This window comes from Burkholderia sp. Tr-20355 (genome assembly GCF_017104685.1).
Classification (GTDB): domain Bacteria; phylum Pseudomonadota; class Gammaproteobacteria; order Burkholderiales; family Burkholderiaceae; genus Burkholderia; species Burkholderia seminalis.
This window is the reverse complement of the sequence record NZ_JAAGPK010000009.1, coordinates 65,896-82,349: the sequence shown is the minus strand read 5'-3', so window position 1 is coordinate 82,349 and position 16,454 is coordinate 65,896. Positions and strand designations below refer to the sequence as shown.

14 protein-coding genes are annotated in these 16,454 nt (G+C 67.9%); 8 read left to right on the top strand and 6 right to left on the bottom strand.

Annotated elements, in window-relative coordinates; all coding sequences use genetic code 11:
- Positions 1 to 40 precede the first annotated feature (40 nt).
- Together bla and G3N62_RS03775 are read right to left on the bottom strand one after the other, a co-directional pair.
- Entirely contained in the window at positions 41 to 940 is a 900-nt protein-coding gene (bla, locus tag G3N62_RS03780) for a class A beta-lactamase (protein WP_124670988.1), read from the bottom strand.
- A 210-nt stretch (positions 941 to 1,150) separates the two neighbouring features.
- Positions 1,151 to 2,002 carry a peptidoglycan DD-metalloendopeptidase family protein gene (locus G3N62_RS03775; RefSeq protein WP_124670987.1) on the bottom strand — a complete coding sequence of 284 codons (852 nt, stop codon included), beginning with the start codon at positions 2,000 to 2,002 and terminating at the stop codon, positions 1,151 to 1,153.
- Positions 2,003 to 2,499: 497 nt separating this feature from the next.
- On the opposite strand from G3N62_RS03775, the gene G3N62_RS03770 reads away from it, so the two are divergent.
- From G3N62_RS03770 to G3N62_RS03760, 3 genes are all read left to right on the top strand, one after another.
- Positions 2,500 to 3,396, top strand: a complete 897-nt coding sequence (locus G3N62_RS03770) for a LysR substrate-binding domain-containing protein (RefSeq protein ID WP_124670986.1) — start codon at positions 2,500 to 2,502, stop codon at positions 3,394 to 3,396.
- 35 nt (positions 3,397 to 3,431) lie between these two features.
- A complete protein-coding gene (locus G3N62_RS03765; RefSeq protein ID WP_059556718.1) occupies positions 3,432 to 3,818 on the top strand; it encodes an ester cyclase in 387 nt (128 codons plus the stop codon).
- 497 nt (positions 3,819 to 4,315) lie between these two features.
- Positions 4,316 to 6,487: a hypothetical protein gene (locus tag G3N62_RS03760; protein ID WP_124608791.1), complete on the top strand. Its 2,172-nt coding sequence runs from the start codon at positions 4,316 to 4,318 to the stop codon at positions 6,485 to 6,487.
- A 104-nt stretch (positions 6,488 to 6,591) separates the two neighbouring features.
- On the opposite strand, the gene G3N62_RS03755 is transcribed toward G3N62_RS03760, so the two are convergent.
- Both G3N62_RS03755 and G3N62_RS03750 read right to left on the bottom strand, forming a co-directional pair.
- On the bottom strand, positions 6,592 to 7,332 hold the full coding sequence (locus G3N62_RS03755) for a sulfite exporter TauE/SafE family protein (protein ID WP_124670985.1): 741 nt from the start codon (positions 7,330 to 7,332) through the stop codon (positions 6,592 to 6,594).
- A 114-nt stretch (positions 7,333 to 7,446) separates the two neighbouring features.
- Positions 7,447 to 8,448, bottom strand: a complete 1,002-nt coding sequence (locus G3N62_RS03750; RefSeq protein ID WP_124670984.1) for an aldo/keto reductase — start codon at positions 8,446 to 8,448, stop codon at positions 7,447 to 7,449.
- Between the two features lie 142 nt (positions 8,449 to 8,590).
- Between G3N62_RS03750 and G3N62_RS03745 the strand changes: the two genes are divergently transcribed.
- Complete coding sequence (locus tag G3N62_RS03745) at positions 8,591 to 9,502, top strand: LysR family transcriptional regulator (protein ID WP_124670983.1); 912 nt, start codon at positions 8,591 to 8,593, stop codon at positions 9,500 to 9,502.
- Positions 9,503 to 9,539: 37 nt separating this feature from the next.
- On the opposite strand, the gene G3N62_RS03740 is transcribed toward G3N62_RS03745, so the two are convergent.
- On the bottom strand, positions 9,540 to 10,694 hold the full coding sequence (locus G3N62_RS03740) for a porin (RefSeq protein WP_034187948.1): 1,155 nt from the start codon (positions 10,692 to 10,694) through the stop codon (positions 9,540 to 9,542).
- 381 nt (positions 10,695 to 11,075) lie between these two features.
- On the opposite strand from G3N62_RS03740, the gene G3N62_RS03735 reads away from it, so the two are divergent.
- Positions 11,076 to 12,173 carry an OpgC domain-containing protein gene (locus G3N62_RS03735; RefSeq protein WP_034188001.1) on the top strand — a complete coding sequence of 366 codons (1,098 nt, stop codon included), beginning with the start codon at positions 11,076 to 11,078 and terminating at the stop codon, positions 12,171 to 12,173.
- Positions 12,174 to 12,234: 61 nt separating this feature from the next.
- Positions 12,235 to 13,170 carry an alpha/beta hydrolase-fold protein gene (locus G3N62_RS03730; RefSeq protein WP_059556670.1) on the top strand — a complete coding sequence of 312 codons (936 nt, stop codon included), beginning with the start codon at positions 12,235 to 12,237 and terminating at the stop codon, positions 13,168 to 13,170.
- 51 nt (positions 13,171 to 13,221) lie between these two features.
- Here the strand turns inward: G3N62_RS03730 and G3N62_RS03725 are convergent, their stop codons facing one another.
- Positions 13,222 to 14,436 (bottom strand): FAD-dependent monooxygenase, encoded by a 1,215-nt coding sequence (locus G3N62_RS03725; RefSeq protein ID WP_034187950.1) that lies wholly within the window; start codon positions 14,434 to 14,436, stop codon positions 13,222 to 13,224.
- A gap of 166 nt (positions 14,437 to 14,602) precedes the next feature.
- On the opposite strand from G3N62_RS03725, the gene G3N62_RS03720 reads away from it, so the two are divergent.
- A complete protein-coding gene (locus G3N62_RS03720; protein WP_124671168.1) occupies positions 14,603 to 15,547 on the top strand; it encodes a LysR family transcriptional regulator in 945 nt (314 codons plus the stop codon).
- Between the two features lie 140 nt (positions 15,548 to 15,687).
- Entirely contained in the window at positions 15,688 to 16,446 is a 759-nt protein-coding gene (locus G3N62_RS03715; RefSeq protein WP_047903003.1) for an SDR family oxidoreductase, read from the top strand.
- Positions 16,447 to 16,454: the final 8 nt, after the last annotated feature.

Sequence of the window (16,454 nt, the reverse complement as noted above, 5' to 3'; positions counted from 1 at the left end):
CGATAAGCCAAACGTGCGCGTTGCGCGAGACGCCGGACGGTCAGGCCGTCGCGGTCAACGCACCCGCCGCGATGCGCGCCGCCGACGCGACGACGTCCGCGCGGGCCGCCGCGTCGGCCCGCTGCTGCGTGAACGACACGGCCATCACGATCGGCGCGCGCGACGGCGGCCACAGCACCGCGACATCGGTCGTCGTGCCGTAGCCGCCCGTACCGGCCTTGTCCGCAACGCGCCAGCCCGGCGGCACGCCCGCCGCGATGCCGGTCGCGCCGCGCGCGCCACCGGCCATCCATTCCGTCAGCTGCGTACGCTGCGGCTCGTGCAGCGTATCGCCGAGCAGCAATCGCTGCAGCGTGTCGACCATCGCGACCGGCGTCGACGTGTCGCGTTCGTCGCCGGGCGCGGCCCGGTTCAGTTCGGGCTCCCAGTGGTCGAGGCGGAACGTCGTGTCGCCGCTCTCGCGCGCGAACGACGTGACGGCCTGCGGGCCGCCGAGCACGCCCATCAGCAGGTTCCCCGCCCCCTTGTCGCCGGCCTGCAGCATCGCCTCGCACAGCTGCACGATCGTCATGCCCGTGTCGACGCGGCTTTCGGTAATCGGCGAGCCCGACACGACTTCATAACGACGATACAGGATGCGGCGCGGCAGCAGCGACGCATCGAGCGACCCGCGCGCGAGCATCGCGGCGGCCGCCATGACCGCATAGGTGCCGCACAGCGGGAAGCGTTCGCGCGCGTGATGGGCGATGCGCACGCCATTCGACGTATCGAGCGCGGCGACGCCGAGCCGGCCGTTCGAGGCTTTTTCGAGCGCGGCCAGTTCGGCCTGCGCGGTATGGGCGCGCCCCTGGTCGGCGACCGGCGCGGACGTGCACGCGGCGACGAACGGTGCGGCAACGGCGGCAAGCAACAGCGAGCGGCGTGTCGGAGAGTGTTCCATGAATGCGGTGTGTTCTGTCGGAAACGGTGGCACGAAGCAACGCGGGTGCGCTTCGACGAAGCGCGCCCGTTCACGCCGACGGCCGGCCCGCGACGGCATTCGCCGCGCATCCCCGAATGACGCCCGTCGGCCCCGCCATGCGCGGGACGCGCATGAACAGCCCCTAGCGTAGCAGCGAGCGCCGCCACGTTCCAGCAAAACGGCCCCGCGTCACCCTTGCGACGAAGGCAGGTACGGCATCGGATTCACCGGCTTGCCGTCGCGCCGCACCTCGAACAGCAGCGCGACGCGCGAGTTGTCGAGGTCGCCCATCTCGGCGATCGCGTCACCCTGGCGCACGATGTCGCCCGTCTTCACGAGCAGCTTGCGGTTGTGCGCATAGGCGGTCAGGAAATCGGCGTTGTGCTGGACGATGATCAGGCTGCCGTAATCGTTCAGGCCGGTGCCCGCATACATCACGCGGCCGTCGGCCGCGGCGCGCACCGGGTCGCCCGGTCGGCCGGCGATCTGGATGCCGCGGTTCTGCCCCGGCCGGAACCCGTCGACGATCTTGCCGTTGGCGGGCCACTTGAGCGCGACCCCGCCCGCATGCCGTTTCGTTTCCTTGACGACCTGCCGGTCGCTCGCGTTCGACGCGGCGCTCTGCGACGTTGCCTGACTTCCCGCGGCCCCATTGGCCGCCGCGGTTTGCGTGCCGGCCGCGCCGGCCGGCGGCAACGGCTGCTGTTTGACGATGCGCAGTACCAGCCCCATGCGCAGCCTGCCGTGCGCGGCCAGTTTGTTCCAGGTGCGCAGGTCGGCAACGCTGCAGTCGTTCGCGGACGCGATGCCCGTCAGCGTGTCGCCGCGCTTCACGACGTACTTTTGCGCGACGAGAATCGGCGCCGGCGGCAGCGCGGCGGACGTGGCCGCCGACGGAGCGGAAGCCGGCTGGTTCGACGTGGGGCCCGCGAGCGTATCGCTCGGCGGGACGGACTGCGTACTTGCACAACCGGCCATGACGAGCGCGGCTGCCAGGCCCGGCAGCCACGCCGCGTTGCGGTGAAACTCGCGCGTTTTCATGGACGATCCGACTCCGGTTTGACAATCTTTCAAGCATCTCAAAAACGGAACGGCCGACGTGTAACCGGATGCAAACAATGATGACAAACGATCACGAACCGGATGCCGGCCGGCATTCGATACCGGTAATACGGTCCGATTCGGAAAAACTTGATGGTCTTTTTGCAGGAAAGCGGAAGAATTTTCGTTTCAAAAACCTATGAAGGATCAACCTCGATAGGTACTCGACTCAACGCAACCATCCGACGAATTCGGCACAGGCCCACGCGATGCCGATGCACAGGAACAACAGATGCAGCGCGATCTTGAACGACACGCCCCATGACGAATCGATCTGCATGACAGGCTCCCCGGTTGATGTGCAGCCATGATCGGCCATCGATCGCGCCCCGGAAATGCGGAACCGTCGAAGCAGGCCTCAGGCTGCGCCTGAGACCGGCGCGGCGGTTCCTGCTAACTTATCGGCCATTCGACAACGTCCTCACGCCCCGCCCATCATGCGCTTCGACCTGACCGACCTGCGGCTCTTCCTGAACATCTGCGAAGCCGGCACGATCACGAGCGGCGCGGAGCGCACGCACATCACGCTGCAGGCCGCGAGCGAGCGGATCCGCGGCATGGAGGACGAGCTCGGCGTGCCGCTGCTGCACCGGACCAAGTCGGGCGCGCAGGCGACCGACGCGGGCCGCGCGCTCGAACACCATGCGCGCACCGTGCTGCAGCAGATCGACCACATGCGCGGCGAACTGCAGCAATACGGCCAGGGGCTGCGCGGCCATATCCGGCTGCTGTGCAACACGGCATCGTTGAGCGAATACCTGCCCGACGCGCTGGCCGATTACCTGCCGCATCACCCGAAGCTGTCGGTCAGCGTCGAGGAGCGCTCGAGCCAGGAGATCGTGCATGCGATCCGCAACAAGACGGCCGAGGTCGGCATCGTCGCCGATTCGGTCGGGCTCGGCGGGCTCGAACAGAAGCCGTTCCGCGAGGACTGGCTGATCGTCGTCGTGCCGGCCGCGCATCCGCTCTCGTCGCACGAGAAGGTTGCGTTCGACGCGATCGCCGGCGAGGATTTCATCGGCCTCACCGACGGTAGCGCGTTGCAGGTGCATCTCGCCGACCAGGCGCGCGCGCTCGGCAAGCGGATCCGTTATCGCGTGCAGTTGAAGAGCTTCGATGCGATCTGCCGCGTGATCGCGAGCGGCGTGGGCATCGGCATCGTGTCGCGTCATGCGGCCGAGCGCGCGATGCAGACGATGGACGTGCGGCTCGTCGAATTGTCCGATCCGTGGAGTCACCGGAAACTGACGCTCTGCGCGCGCTCGTTCGACGCGCTGCCGAAGTACACGCGCGAATTCGTCGCATTCTTGTCCGGCGAGGCGGCGTCGCGGTGACGCATGCGGTCTCGTCGATACTCGGAGCCATGACCATGACCGACACCGATCTCGCCACCCGCTATCGCGCCTATATCGACTGCCTGAACCGGCAGGACTGGCAGGCGCTCGGCGAATACGTGGCCGACGACGTGATCCACAACGACCGCCCGCTCGGCCTCGCCGGTTACCGCGCGATGCTCGAACGGGACTACCGCGACATTCCCGATCTCCGCTTCGAGATCCGGCTGCTCGCGTGCGAGCCGCCGCGCGTCGCGTGCCGGCTGCGTTTCGCCTGTTCGCCGAAAGGAACGTTCATGGGGCTGGCCGTCGACGGCCGCAAGGTCACGTTCGCCGAGAACGTGTTCTACGAGTTTCATGACGGCAAGATCCGCCAGGTCTGGTCGGTGATCGACAAGGCCGCGATCGAGGCACAGCTTTAACCCCGTCGCGGCAGCCGCTGCCGGTCGGGATCGGCGATCCGATTTCCCGCCTGATGCACTTCGGCTCTTCTGGATAACGTTTTCTCTCATGACTGGCCGAGAGCGTGCCGTCGTTCAGCCCTGCCGTTTGCCACGCCACCGCCCGCACCCAGGATGAAACGCGCTCGCCCATCGGCAATATCTTGCGTGATTTTCGCGAAATTCTGATTCGCGCACCTGTCCGGTCATTCCCACCATCCGGGTTTTCACCGGCGCCTCCGACGTGAAAGTTCATTGACATCGCACCGCGCGATGCCTAAATTTGGAAAACGTTTTCCCCTTCATCGGCGCGACGCCGGCCACGGTCCGCGCGGGGGAAACGCTTGCCCGCTCGAGTTGTGATTCAGGCCGTCCGCCTTCAGGGATCAGGGTTGCAAGGCGACGGTCAGGTACGGGCATCGAGCGCGGCAACGGCCACACCCGCCCGTCCTTCATCACTATTCAAAACTGGAGACACAATGCATCCGCGCAGCAGATTCGCGCTCGGCGCCGCGCTCAGCGCCCTTTCCGTCGTGTTCGTCAGCGCGTGCGGCGGCAACGACGTGACCGATACGCCGCCGTCATCGCCGCCCCCGTCCACGTCCACGCCCCCCGCGCTCGCGGCGAACTCGCTGCAGGCGCTCGTCTACGGCGCGCCCGACACCAGCGTGCCGGCCGGCACGAATGTGCCGGTCACGATGATGGGCCAGATGCGCGCGCTGTTCGACCTGATCCGGAAATCGCCCGACTTCACGCAGGTCGTGATGGATCTCGGCGACGGCACGCCCGTCCACGTGCTCGACACGAACACCGGCGACAAATTCCTGCCCGGCAAGCTCGCGCTCGGCCTGTCGTACATCCTGATCGACATGAAGTCGAAGAACGACCCGCAGTATGCGAGCTACCTCGCGACCTACCAGACGATCACGACCGCGATGATGGCGCAGTCGGGCGGCAACTACACGTACGCGAACACGTCGTGGGGCGAGTACTACTATCTCGTCGCGCTGAACAACCTGAAGGCGCACGGGATGCTCAACGAAGTCTTCAGCGACGCGATGCTCGCGACACTGCAGCAGCGCCTCACCTTCTGCGACATGTTCGGCCCCGATGCGAGCGGCAAGACCAACACGTGCCCGGCCGCCGGCACGCCGATCGACATCGCGTCGCTCAACACCGCGCAGAATTACTATGCGGTGTCCTACGGCATTGCCGGGCTGCGCCAGAAACTCGGCTGGAGCAGCCCGTCGTTCGCGTCGAAGACCGATCCGTCCGTCGCGGCGATGGGCGCGCGCGATGCGCTGCTGTACACGCTGACGAACCACATCCGCAACGATTCTTCCGGCGGCTTCTCCGATGAAGCGTCGAACACGCACACGACCTACTACGACCAGGCGCGCTTCGACCGCTACAGCACGCTGCTGATTGGCGAAGTGGTCGAGCGCACGTTCGAGATGGACAACGTGGCGAATCTCACGCCCGAACTGAAGGGCTATCTGCGCAAGTCGGTCGACCTGATCCTGCCGCAGCTGAACGCCAGCGGCCAGGGCTTCAACTACGGCCGCTCGATCGGCCCGTACGGCGATTCCGCGTTCATGGAAGTGCTGACGGCCGCCGCCAACGCCGGCGTGCTGACCGACCAGGAGAAGCGCGTCGCGTACACGTTCATCTACCAGGCCGCGCATCGTTTCGACACGTACTGGTATGACCCGTCGCTGCCGACACCGTCGGTGAACATGTGGGTCAAGGGCCGCGGCACCGACGCGTATCGCGGCAAGCCGCGCGTGATGGGCGAGAACTTCAGCCTGCTGCACCAGTACCTGTACGTGAACGCGTGGTGGAACAAGCTCGGTTTCGGCGGCAAGGCGCCGATGGCCGATGCGGACTATGGCGCATGGCTCGACGCGCTGCCGCGCTATACGCTGACCTGGTACAACCAGCCAACCGACGCCGCGCATCCGTACAGCGCCGCGCTGCTCACCGTGCGCGACGGCCGGCGCGTGATCAACCTGAACCTGAGCCAGGCGCCCGACTACAACTCGTACACGCCGTACTACCCGGTACCGTTCTCGGACAAGCTGATCTACGGCACGACCGACCTCGGCTACGCGCTGCTGGTGCCGCAGGTGACGTACAACGCGAAGACGTACATTCCCGTCACGTACTACAAGAACCTGAACGTGCAGCAAGCCAACGGCCAGGTGATCGTGTCGTTCGATACGACGAAGTTCCGCCTCGCATCGAAGAACGCCGCCTACACGACGGATCTCGACCTGCAGGTGCATACGGTGCTGACGTTCGCGCACGGCACGATCTCGCGCAGCGATACGCTCAGCTCGGGTACGCTCGCGGGCAACCTCGCGGTCGAGACGGACTTCACGTCGTTCGCGGATTTCGCATCGACGCAGGCCAACGGCGATGGCGTGTCGGTGACGTACGCCAACAGCGCCGCGACCGGTTATGCGGCGTCGGGGTTCGACACCTGCGCGCTGTCCGCCTTCGACACGGCGAACGGCACGACGAACCCGCTGTCGACGACACCGATCGGCCAGCTGCACTCTAACTTCGCGTGCACGACGAAGCCGTTCGCACTCGGCGCGGGCACGACGCGCACGTTCGGGTGGTCGCTGAAGTACGCCGACCCGGCCTGAACCGTGTGATTCGCGCCACGTGAACGCGCCCGAAGCCGGCCGCTTGAGCCGGCTTCGGGCGCTTCAGCAAGGGGCAGCGCCCACGCGCGGCGCGTGGTACCCGTTCACAGCCACCCCGCAACGGCCATATACGCGCCGAGCGCGATCAGCCCGATGAAGAAGCAGCGCTTGAACGCCGTTTCGCTCATCACGCGTCGCGCATACTGCCCGCCGGCCATCCCCGCCAGGGCCGGCACGAGCGCGAGTGCCGACACGCCGAGGTCGACCGTCTGCAACGCACCCGATACGCGCAACTGCAGGCCGAGCGCGATCGTCGATGCGGTAAACGACAGCCCGAGCGCCTGGATCAGGTCGTCCTTCGACAACCGCAGCGCCTGCAGATACGGCACGGCCGGCACGACGAACACGCCGGTTGCCGCCGTCACGACGCCCGTCAGGTAACCGACCACGGCGGACAGCCATTTCTCGCGGCGTCCCGGCGCGGGCAGCCGCGCGGCGGCCAGCCCCCACACCCCGTACAGGATCAGCACGACACCGAGCGCCGCGTGCGTCCACGTGCTGCCGGCCGCGAGCGCGGGCAGCCCGCCCGTCAGCGTGCCGATCGTGAGGCCAGCGAGCAGCGGCCACAGCCGGCGCAGCAGCGGCCCGAACGACGGGCCGAGGCCCAACTGCCACACGTTGGTGATGAACGACGGCACGAGCAGCAGGCTCGCCGCGGCCGACGGCGGCATCGCGAGCGTCAGCAGCCCCATCGCGATCGTCGGCAGCCCGAGCCCGATCATGCCCTTGACCGCGCCGGCCAGCAGGAACACCAGCACGATGATTGTCAGCGTATGAATTTGCATGGAGGCGGTTCCATCCGGTCGAGTACGGCGCCGATGGTGCCGCTCCGCCACGCAGCCCGCCATCTGGTTTTGCCTGAGGCTGGCTAGGCCCCGCCGGACGGGCCGGCCCCTGGCTCACCCCCGTCCGTGCTCGCTGTCGAGGTGGGCCATCTGGGCGGCGGGATAACGCTCGCCGGCAGCCGACCCGGCGGGTACCGCCGCTTCGATGCGGTCGACATCATTGACCGTTAGTTGCATTTTTGTCGCCAGCAAACCGTCCTGCAGCTGCGTGCGCTTGCGCGCACCGACCAGCGGCACGATGTCGGTGCCGCGCGACAGCGCCCACGCGATCGCGACCTGCGCCGGATTGCTGCCCTTCTCGTCGGCGATCGCACGCAGCGCGTCGACGAGCGCGAGGTTGTGTACGAGGTTGTCGCCCTGGAAGCGCGGGCTCGCCGCGCGGAAGTCGCGCTCGCCCTGCCGTGCCGCGCTCCAGCGCCCGCCGAGCAGCCCGCGCGACAGCACGCCGTAGGCCGTCACGCCGATGCCGAGCGCGCGACAGGCCGGCAGGATGTCGGCTTCGATGCCGCGCGACAGCAGCGAATACTCGATCTGCAGGTCGGCAATCGGCGCGACGGCCGCCGCGCGGCGGATCGTGTCGACGCCGGCTTCGGACAGCCCGATATGGCGCACGTACCCGGCTTTCACGAGATCGGCGATCGCGCCGACCGTGTCCTCGATCGGCACGGCCGGATCGACGCGCGCGGGCCGGTAGATGTCGATGTAGTCGGTGCCGAGCCGCTTCAGCGAATACGCGACGAAGTTCCGGATCGCGACGGGCCGTGCGTCGTAGCCGGCAAACCCGCCGGCCGGATCGCGCAGCGCGCCGAATTTCACGCTGATCAGCACTTGGTCGCGCGCGCGGCCGCGCAACGCGTCGCGGATCAGCATCTCGTTGTCGCCCATCCCGTAGAAATCGCCGGTGTCGAGCATCGTGATGCCGTTGTCGAGCGCCGCGTGCAGCGTGGCGATGCTCTCGTCGCGGTCGGCCGGCCCGTACAAGTCCGACATACCCATGCAGCCGAGTGCGATCGCCGATACCTGCGGGCCCGTGCGGCCCAGTTGACGCGTGTCCATGTCCGTTTCCTCCGAAGGGTGAGTGGATGGAACGGATTCTGGGCGCACGACGCCGCGCGATAAACGCGAAACGCGCCACCAAACCATTCGACGCTGATTAACAATGGAGCCTGTTCTCCTCCCCGCCCAGGCTTCCGCCCGCATGGACCATCTGCAAGCAATGCGCATCTTCGCGCGCGTCGCCCATCTCGGTAGCTTCACGAAAGCGGCCGAGCAGTTGCACCTGCCGCGCCCGACCGTCAGCAACGCCGTCCAGTATCTCGAAAAGCACCTGAAGATCCGCCTGCTGCAACGCACGACGCGGCGCGTCGCGCTGACGGCCGAAGGCGCGACCTACTACGAACGCTGCGTGCAACTGCTCGCCGATCTCGACGATGCGGAAACGCTGTTCGAGGACGCCGGCGCGTCGCCGCGCGGCGTGATCCGCGTCGACCTGCCCGAACGCTTCGCGCTGAACCAGGTGATTCCGGCGCTGCCGGATTTCCACGCATGCTACCCCGACCTGCGCGTCGTGATCGGCACGACCGACCGCTTCGTCGATCTCGTCGCCGACGGCATCGACTGCGCGGTACGCGTCGGCGTGCTGTCCGACACGTCGCTCGTCGCGCGGCGCATCGGCGAGCTGGCGCAGATCAACTGCGCGTCGCCCGCGTATCTGGCGCGCCACGGCACGCCGCGCTCGCCGGACGAGTTGCCGGACCACGTCGCGGTCGGCTATTTCTCGAGCCGGACGGGCCGCGAGCTGGACTGGGAATACGCGGACATGGATTCGGGCGAGATGCACGCGGTGAAGATGCACAGCGTCGTGTCGGTCAACAGTTCGCAGGCGTATCTCGCCTGCTGCCTCGCGGGCCTCGGGCTGATCCAGGCGCCGCGCGAGGGGCTCGCGCCGCTGCTCGCCGACGGCTCGCTGGTCGAAGTGCTGCCGGAATGGCGTGCCGGGCCGCTGCCCGTGTCGGTGGTGTTCCCGTACGGCCGGCACCTGGCGCCGCGCGTGCGGATCTTCGTGGACTGGCTTGCCGACACGCTCGGCGGCACCCACCTGGCGGACTGACGCGGGCCGACGCCGGGGCGCCGGCCCCGCCCGCCGATCAGAACTTGTGGCGAATCGCGGCGCGCACCGCGAACTGGTTCGACGACGCCGACGGGCCGTCGGTCCCGACGACGTAGCCGCCATCGGCCGCCGTGCCGGTCTTGTCGCCGGCCACCTTCTGCCACGCGCCCTGCAGGTACACGTCGGTCCGCTTCGACAGGCTGTAGTCGGCCATCAGGCCGACCGTGTGGTACTTCGGCTTGAACGAGCCGGCGGCCGCATCGAACTTCCCGTCGGTGTACACGTACTGCGCGCCGAGATAGAAATCGGGCGTGAGCTGGTACTTGCCGTTGATCTCGATGTTCTGGAACTTGGTCGCGGTCAGCCCGAGGCCGGCGAACGTCGAGGCCGGCAGGTAGACGGTCGACACCGGGTTCTTCACGTCCGTCTTCGTGTAGACGACGCCGACCGTCGCCGGGCCGAACGTGTAGTTCACGCCGCCGCCGAAGATGCGCAGGCGGTCGGCGACGAAGTTCGCGTCGTCGGCCGCGATCGCGCCCGCGTTGCCGATGCCCGGATTGTTCGCCTGCAGATAGGCGGCCGCGACCTGCAGCCCGGCCAGCGAATACTGCGCGCCGATGCTGTACTGGCGGTTGTTCGAGAAGCCCGTGCTGTTGCTGAAGCTGTACGTGCCGCCCAACGTCAGGCCGTTCCAGTCGGGACTCGCGTACTTGACCGTGTTGTTGACGCGGAACGAGTTGTCCGTGTTGTCGTTGTCGAACGGGTGCGAGAACAGCGTGCCGCCCCAGTTGCCGTTCGCGGTCAGCGGCGCGAGATAGTCGACGACGGCGTCGTACTGGCGGCCGAAGGTAAGCGTGCCGAAGCGCGACTGGCTCAGCCCGACGAACGCCTGGCGGCCGAACATGCGGCCGCCCTGGCCGAGCCGGCCGTTGTTGACGTCAAAACCGTTTTCCAGCGTGAAGATCGCCTTCAGCCCGCCGCCGAGATCCTCGCTGCCCTTCAGCCCCCAGCGGCTGCCCTGCGCGTAGCCGCTCGCGAGCTGGTAATTCGTCTTTCCGACCCCATTGACGTTGACGTTGTTCGTGTAATTGATGCCTTCATCGATCAGGCCGTACAGCGTCACGCTGTTTTGGGCAAAGGCCGGCGCGGCGAATGCAGCGAGCGCGGCGGCAAAAATGGCGTGCTTCTTCATGACGTATCTCCGGAGCCGGGGGCCGGGCGGGCCGAGCGCCCGGCGAATGTTTGGTCTGTTGTATGTGTGGCCCGCAGGGCGGACGACGCGGTGTGCGGCCGCGTGAGGATAAAATGGTGTCACGTCGGAAACCGTCCGTCCATCGGGGGGGCGTCGCCGTGCGCAAAGCGTTGCGCTCGTCCAACTGCCCGGTTGCGCCGACCGCCTGACCGGGCTTATCGGCAGCGGCAGGCGGGCCCGCCATCCGCGTAAACCCGGTGGGTGTCGCATCGGTGGCACAATGCGCATCCGTTCGCCATTTCTTCACGAAGTCATGCTTCACCCCGACTCATGCGCGGCCCGTGCCGGCCGCGCCCGCGGCGCGCGCCGGGCGGCGGTCCGATGACCGCGCCTGCCCGGGCCGGCCGCTACGCCGAACTCGATTTCTTCCGCGGCCTCGTGCTGCTCGTCATCGTCGTCGACCATATCGGCGGCAGCATCCTGTCGCGCGTGACGCTGCATGCGTACGCGCTGTGCGACGCGGCCGAGGTGTTCGTGTTTCTCGGCGGCTTCGCGACCGCCATTGCCTACAACTCGCTCGCCGAACGGCACGACGAGGCCGCCGCGCGCCAGCGCTTCATCCGGCGCGCGTTCGAGATCTATCGCGCGTTCCTCGTGACGGCCGGGCTGATGCTGCTGATCACCGCCGCGCTGAACGCGTTCGCGATCGACGGCCCGAACATGCCGACCAACGACCTCGACGGCCTGCTGCACAAGCCGCTCGCCGCGCTGCGCGACATCCTGCTGTTCCGCCGCCAGCCGTACCTCGCGTCGGTGCTGCCGATGTATGCGTTCTTCGCGCTGCTCGTCCCGCTCACGCTGCCGCTGGCGCGCACGCAGCCGTGGCTGCTGCTCGCGTTCAGCGGGTCGCTCTGGTACGCGGCGCCGCACGTCGCGCGCTTCTTGCCGACCGTCGAAGGCGTGCCGTGGGACTTCAACCCGTTCGCGTGGCAGTTCCTGTTCGTGCTCGGCGTGATCGCGCGCTGCCAGCCCGTCTACCAGACACTCGCTCCCCGCCCGCAGGGCTGGCTGCTGACGGCCGGCTCGCTCGCGATCGTCGCGGCCGGCGCGTACTACCGGCTGCGCATCGAGCCGTTCCCGACCGATCCGTCGATCAAGCAGAACCTCGGCGCGCTGCGGCTCGTGAACTTCCTCGCGATCGCATGGCTCGCCGCGAAGCTCGTGCACCTCGGCTGGATGAAGAAGGTCGCGCACGCGATGCCGTGGATCGGCACGATCGGCCGGCAGGGGCTGCTGTGCTTCGTCGCGGGCACCGGCATCTCGCTCGCCGTCGATTCGCTGCTCTACCAGGCGACCGAAGGTTATCTGAACGTGCCGCTCGGCCTGGCCGCCGACGCCGTCGCGATGGGCCTGCTGTATCTCGTCGCCAAACTCTACGGGCCGCTCGTCGCGCGGCTGCCGTTCCGTTCGCGGCGATGACGCGCCGCGCCGTCACGCGCCGCTGCTACGATAGCCGGCGCCTCTCCTGAAACGCTTCGCCATGCGCCGACTCGCCCTTCCGTTCGCCATCGCCCTGATCGCCGGCTCCATCGCCACCGCCGGCGCCACGCCGGCCGCGCCGCCGGTCTCGCCCGTGCCGCCGCCCCCGGCCGTCCAGACCGCCACGACACCGTCGAGCGCCCAGGAACCGCCGGTCAACCCGGGCAGCAGCGTCGTGCTGCGCACGTTCCGGTCGGCGTCGCTGAAGCGCGACTGGTCATACACCGTCTACCTGCCGCCCGGCTACAACCCGGAAGGCGCGCGCTACCCGGTGATGTACCTGCTGCACGGCAATGCCGGCAACGCGAACGACTGGGTCACGCAAGGCCGCCTGCAGGCCACCGCCGACACGCTGATCGAGCGCCGCGAGATTCCGCCCGTCGTGATCGTGATGCCGCAGGGCGGCACCGACTGGTACGTCGACCGCAAGGAGAAGATGCAGAGCGCGTTCCTCAACGACCTGCTGCCGGAGGTCGAGGCGCACTTCGCGGTGTCGAACCAGCGTGCGGGCCGCGCGATCGGCGGCGTGTCGATGGGCGGCTTCGGCGCGTTGCGCTTCTCGCTGCTCGAGCCGGGCCTGTTCTGCGGCGCGATGCTGCTGAGCCCCGCGATCTATGCGAACGAGCCGCCGCTCAATTCCGCCGCGCGCTACGTCGGCGTGTTCGGCGACCGGCAGTTCGATTCACGCGTGTGGCACGAGCTGAACTACCCGGCGCTGCTGCGCGGCTATTTCGCGCGCAGCTGGCGCGTGCCGATGTTCATCGCGGCCGGCGACGACGACCTGACGATCCAGGCGGAATCGAGCGTGCTGTACACGCACCTGCGCCGCGCGCAGAATCCGGCCGAGCTGCGCATCGTCGACGGCGGGCACACGTGGGACGTGTGGCGCGGGGTGCTCGGGCAGGGGTTGAAGTACGCGCTGGAGTGCGTGAAGTGACGACCGGCCGATAACCGGCGAACGCAACACCTGTCGCGTCCGCCATCGGGCTCAAAGCCAGGTACCGCCCTGCCGCTCGCTCGGCTCATCGTCGAGCGCGTCGAAGTCGTGAATCCAGTCGAGGTGCTGCAGCACGCGATCGCGGTCGGCCAGACGCGCGTTGCGCGCCTGCGCGGCCGGCCCGTCGGGCAGGTGCAGCACGTCGGCCGCGGAGATCGATGCGTATTGCACCTTGCGCGTGCGGCCGCGACGCAACCGCTCGTAGGCTTCCTGCGCCTCGCGCCACTTCCCGGGCCCGGCCTTCGCGAGCTGTGCCGCCAGCACCACCGCATCCTCGATCGACTGGTTCGCGCCCTGCCCGTGGTGCGGCACCAGCGCATGCGCGGCATCGCCGATCAGCGTCACGCGCCCGCGGCTCCAGCGGCCGAGCGGCGGACGGTGGAACAGCCCCCAGCGCTGGCTGATCGGCACCGCGGTGATCATCTGCACCACGGCCGGGTGCCAGTCGCCGAACACGCGCAGTTGCTCTCCCTCCTGAGCCGGCATGACCCAGTCGCGCGACGGCCACGGCGACGGATGCCGCTCGACCAGCAGGAAGTTCTGGTCGCCGTTGTCGCCGATCGGATAGTGCAGCAGATGCCCGTGCGGCCCGACCCAGAACTGGATCGTGTCGGGATCGGGCAGCAGGTCCATGCGTGCGGCCGGCACCACGCCGCGAAAACCCGAGCAGCCCGAATACAGCGCATCGTCGTAGCCGAGCATCCAGCGCCGCGTGATCGAACGCGCGCCGTCCGCGCCGATCACGAGATCGGCGTCGACGCGCGTGCCGTTGTCGAACGACAGCGTCACGCGATCGGGATGCTGCGCGAGATCGACCAGACGATGGCCGAGATGGATGCAGTCGGGACCGACCGCGTTCGACAGCACCGCCTGCAGATCCGCGCGATGCACGCCCCAGTACGCGCCGCCGAATTGCCGGCGGTAGTCGGGCTCGCCGCGATGATGGCCGATCACCGCGCCGCTGCGCCCGTCGCGATACACGAGCCCCGGGATGTCCGCGCACACCGCATCGAAGGCCGCGCGCAAGCCCATGCGTTCGTAGAAGCGCGTCGCATTGGCCGACAGCGCGACGGCCGCGCCGACTTCGCGCAATTCATGGGTCTGCTCGTAGAGCTGCGCGTCGATGCCGTGCTCGCGCAATGCAAGCGCGAGCGTCAGGCCGCCGATGCCGGCGCCGACGATCGCAATCTTCAGATTCGTCTGCATGATGAAGGTGTCTCCGATATTTCCGTGTGGGGCCCGCGCCTTGCGCAGCGGCCATGTCGAGTGCATGGGCCGTATCGGTATTTTCAGGAGTGGACTTTCATCCCGCAATAAAATGAAATGAATCTGCTTCATCACGGAATGCAATGAACCGGGCACCGCGAAACCCATGGAACTGAGCGAGATCGACCTCAACCTGCTGCTGCTTTTCCAGCGGCTGATGCAGGAGCGGCGCGTGTCGAGCGTCGCCGAACAGATGAACATGAGCCAGCCGGGCGTCAGCAACGCGCTCGCGAAGCTGCGCCGCCGGCTCGGCGATCCGTTGTTCGTGCGCGGGCCGGGCGGCGTCGTGCCGACGCCGTTCGCGCTGCGCCTGGCCGAACCCGTGTCGCATGCGCTGGCGACGCTGCACGCCGCGCTGAATCCCGAGACCGGTTTCGATCCGCTGCGCGCCACGCGCACGCTGACGATCGGCATGACCGATATCGGCGAAGTCGTGTTCCTGCCCGCGCTGCTCGAACACCTCGCGCGCGCGGCGCCGGGCATCGCGCTCAATACCGTGCGCAACACGAGCGTCAACCTCGGCGACGAAATGGCCGACGGCCGCGTCGATCTCGCGATCGGCCTGCTCCCGCAGCTCAAGGGCGGGTTCTATCAGCGCCGGTTGTTCGATCAGCGCTACGTGTGCCTGTTCAGGCGCGGCCATCCGCTCGAGGAAGCGGCGCTGACGGTCGACGCATGGCGCGACGCCGAACATCTGGTCGTGGTGTCGGCCGGCACCGGTCACGGGCAGGTGGACGAATGGCTGCAGCGGCGCCGCGTGAAGCGCCGGGTAAGGCTGACGGTGCCGCATTTCATGAGCGTGGGCTACATCCTGCAGCGCACCGACCTGATCGCGACGGTGCCCGAGCATCTCGCGCAGCAGCTCGCCGCGCCGTTCTCGCTCGGCTGGCATGCGCTGCCCGTCGCGCTGCCCGGCACGCCGATCCATATGCTGTGGCACACGCGCGTCAATCAGGATGAAGGCAACCGCTGGCTGCGCGACGTCGTGGTCGACCTGTTCGCGGAGACGGGCGCACGAGCACGGAAGGCCGCGACTGGCCGGAAGAAATGATCGCCTTCGCCGCGTGGTCGGACACGAGTGCCGATATCGCTCGAATCCGTGCGCCGCGCATTTCGACTACATTGCCGAAGGGCTGACGACATCGAACCTCGGCCGCCTCGTTCCTCACTCAACCCGCAGGAAATCAAGCCATGTCTGTCTCGAAGAAATTCGCCGCCGTTACGGGCGCCGGCTCCGGCATCGGTCGGGCAGCAGCAATCGCGCTCGCGCAGGCCGGCTTCACCGTCGCGCTGCTCGGGCGCACGGAGGCCTCGTTGCGAGAAACGCAGGACACCATCCGCGCCGCCGGCGGCGACGCGCACGCGTTTCCCGCCGACGTCACCGACGAGGCGTCGGTCGACCGCGCGTTCGCGCAGATCGCGCAGCAATTCGGCCGGCTCGACGTCCTGTTCAACAATGCCGGACGCAACGCCCCGGTCGTATCGCTCGACGAATACGACCTCGACGTGTGGAACAGCGTCGTCGCGACGAACCTGACCGGCGTCTTTCTGTGCGCACGGGCCGCGTGGCGCGTGATGAAAGCGCAGACGCCGCAAGGCGGCCGGATCATCAACAACGGCTCGATCTCGGCGCACGCGCCGCGCCCCGATACGATCGCGTACACGGCCACCAAGCATGCGGTGACCGGGATCACGAAATCGCTGGCGCTGGACGGCCGCCGGTACAACATCGCATGCGGCCAGATCGACATCGGCAACGCGGCGACCTCGCTCACGGAACGGATGACGCAAGGCGTCCCGCAAGCGGACGGCAGCCTCGCGCCCGAGGCGCGGATGGACGTCGCGCATGTCGCGAACGCCGTCGTCCAGATGGCGAACCTGCCGCTCGACACGAACATCCTGAACATGACGATCATGGCGACCGCGATGCCGTTCGTGGGGCGCGGATAGCGCGCGCT

What these genes read in the sequence shown, in the direction of transcription:
- G3N62_RS03720 (WP_124671168.1), top strand. Translation starts at nt 14,603, where the DNA reads ATGGAACTGAGCGAGATCGACCTCAACCTGCTGCTGCTTTTCCAGCGG.
- G3N62_RS03775 (WP_124670987.1), bottom strand. Translation starts at nt 2,002, where the DNA reads ATGAAAACGCGCGAGTTTCACCGCAACGCGGCGTGGCTGCCGGGCCTG.
- bla (WP_124670988.1), bottom strand. Translation starts at nt 940, where the DNA reads ATGGAACACTCTCCGACACGCCGCTCGCTGTTGCTTGCCGCCGTTGCC.
- G3N62_RS03755 (WP_124670985.1), bottom strand. Translation starts at nt 7,332, where the DNA reads ATGCAAATTCATACGCTGACAATCATCGTGCTGGTGTTCCTGCTGGCC.
- G3N62_RS03760 (WP_124608791.1), top strand. Translation starts at nt 4,316, where the DNA reads ATGCATCCGCGCAGCAGATTCGCGCTCGGCGCCGCGCTCAGCGCCCTT.
- G3N62_RS03735 (WP_034188001.1), top strand. Translation starts at nt 11,076, where the DNA reads ATGACCGCGCCTGCCCGGGCCGGCCGCTACGCCGAACTCGATTTCTTC.
- G3N62_RS03730 (WP_059556670.1), top strand. Translation starts at nt 12,235, where the DNA reads ATGCGCCGACTCGCCCTTCCGTTCGCCATCGCCCTGATCGCCGGCTCC.
- G3N62_RS03750 (WP_124670984.1), bottom strand. Translation starts at nt 8,448, where the DNA reads ATGGACACGCGTCAACTGGGCCGCACGGGCCCGCAGGTATCGGCGATC.
- G3N62_RS03715 (WP_047903003.1), top strand. Translation starts at nt 15,688, where the DNA reads ATGTCTGTCTCGAAGAAATTCGCCGCCGTTACGGGCGCCGGCTCCGGC.
- G3N62_RS03745 (WP_124670983.1), top strand. Translation starts at nt 8,591, where the DNA reads ATGGACCATCTGCAAGCAATGCGCATCTTCGCGCGCGTCGCCCATCTC.
- G3N62_RS03765 (WP_059556718.1), top strand. Translation starts at nt 3,432, where the DNA reads ATGACCGACACCGATCTCGCCACCCGCTATCGCGCCTATATCGACTGC.
- G3N62_RS03770 (WP_124670986.1), top strand. Translation starts at nt 2,500, where the DNA reads ATGCGCTTCGACCTGACCGACCTGCGGCTCTTCCTGAACATCTGCGAA.
- G3N62_RS03725 (WP_034187950.1), bottom strand. Translation starts at nt 14,436, where the DNA reads ATGCAGACGAATCTGAAGATTGCGATCGTCGGCGCCGGCATCGGCGGC.
- G3N62_RS03740 (WP_034187948.1), bottom strand. Translation starts at nt 10,694, where the DNA reads ATGAAGAAGCACGCCATTTTTGCCGCCGCGCTCGCTGCATTCGCCGCG.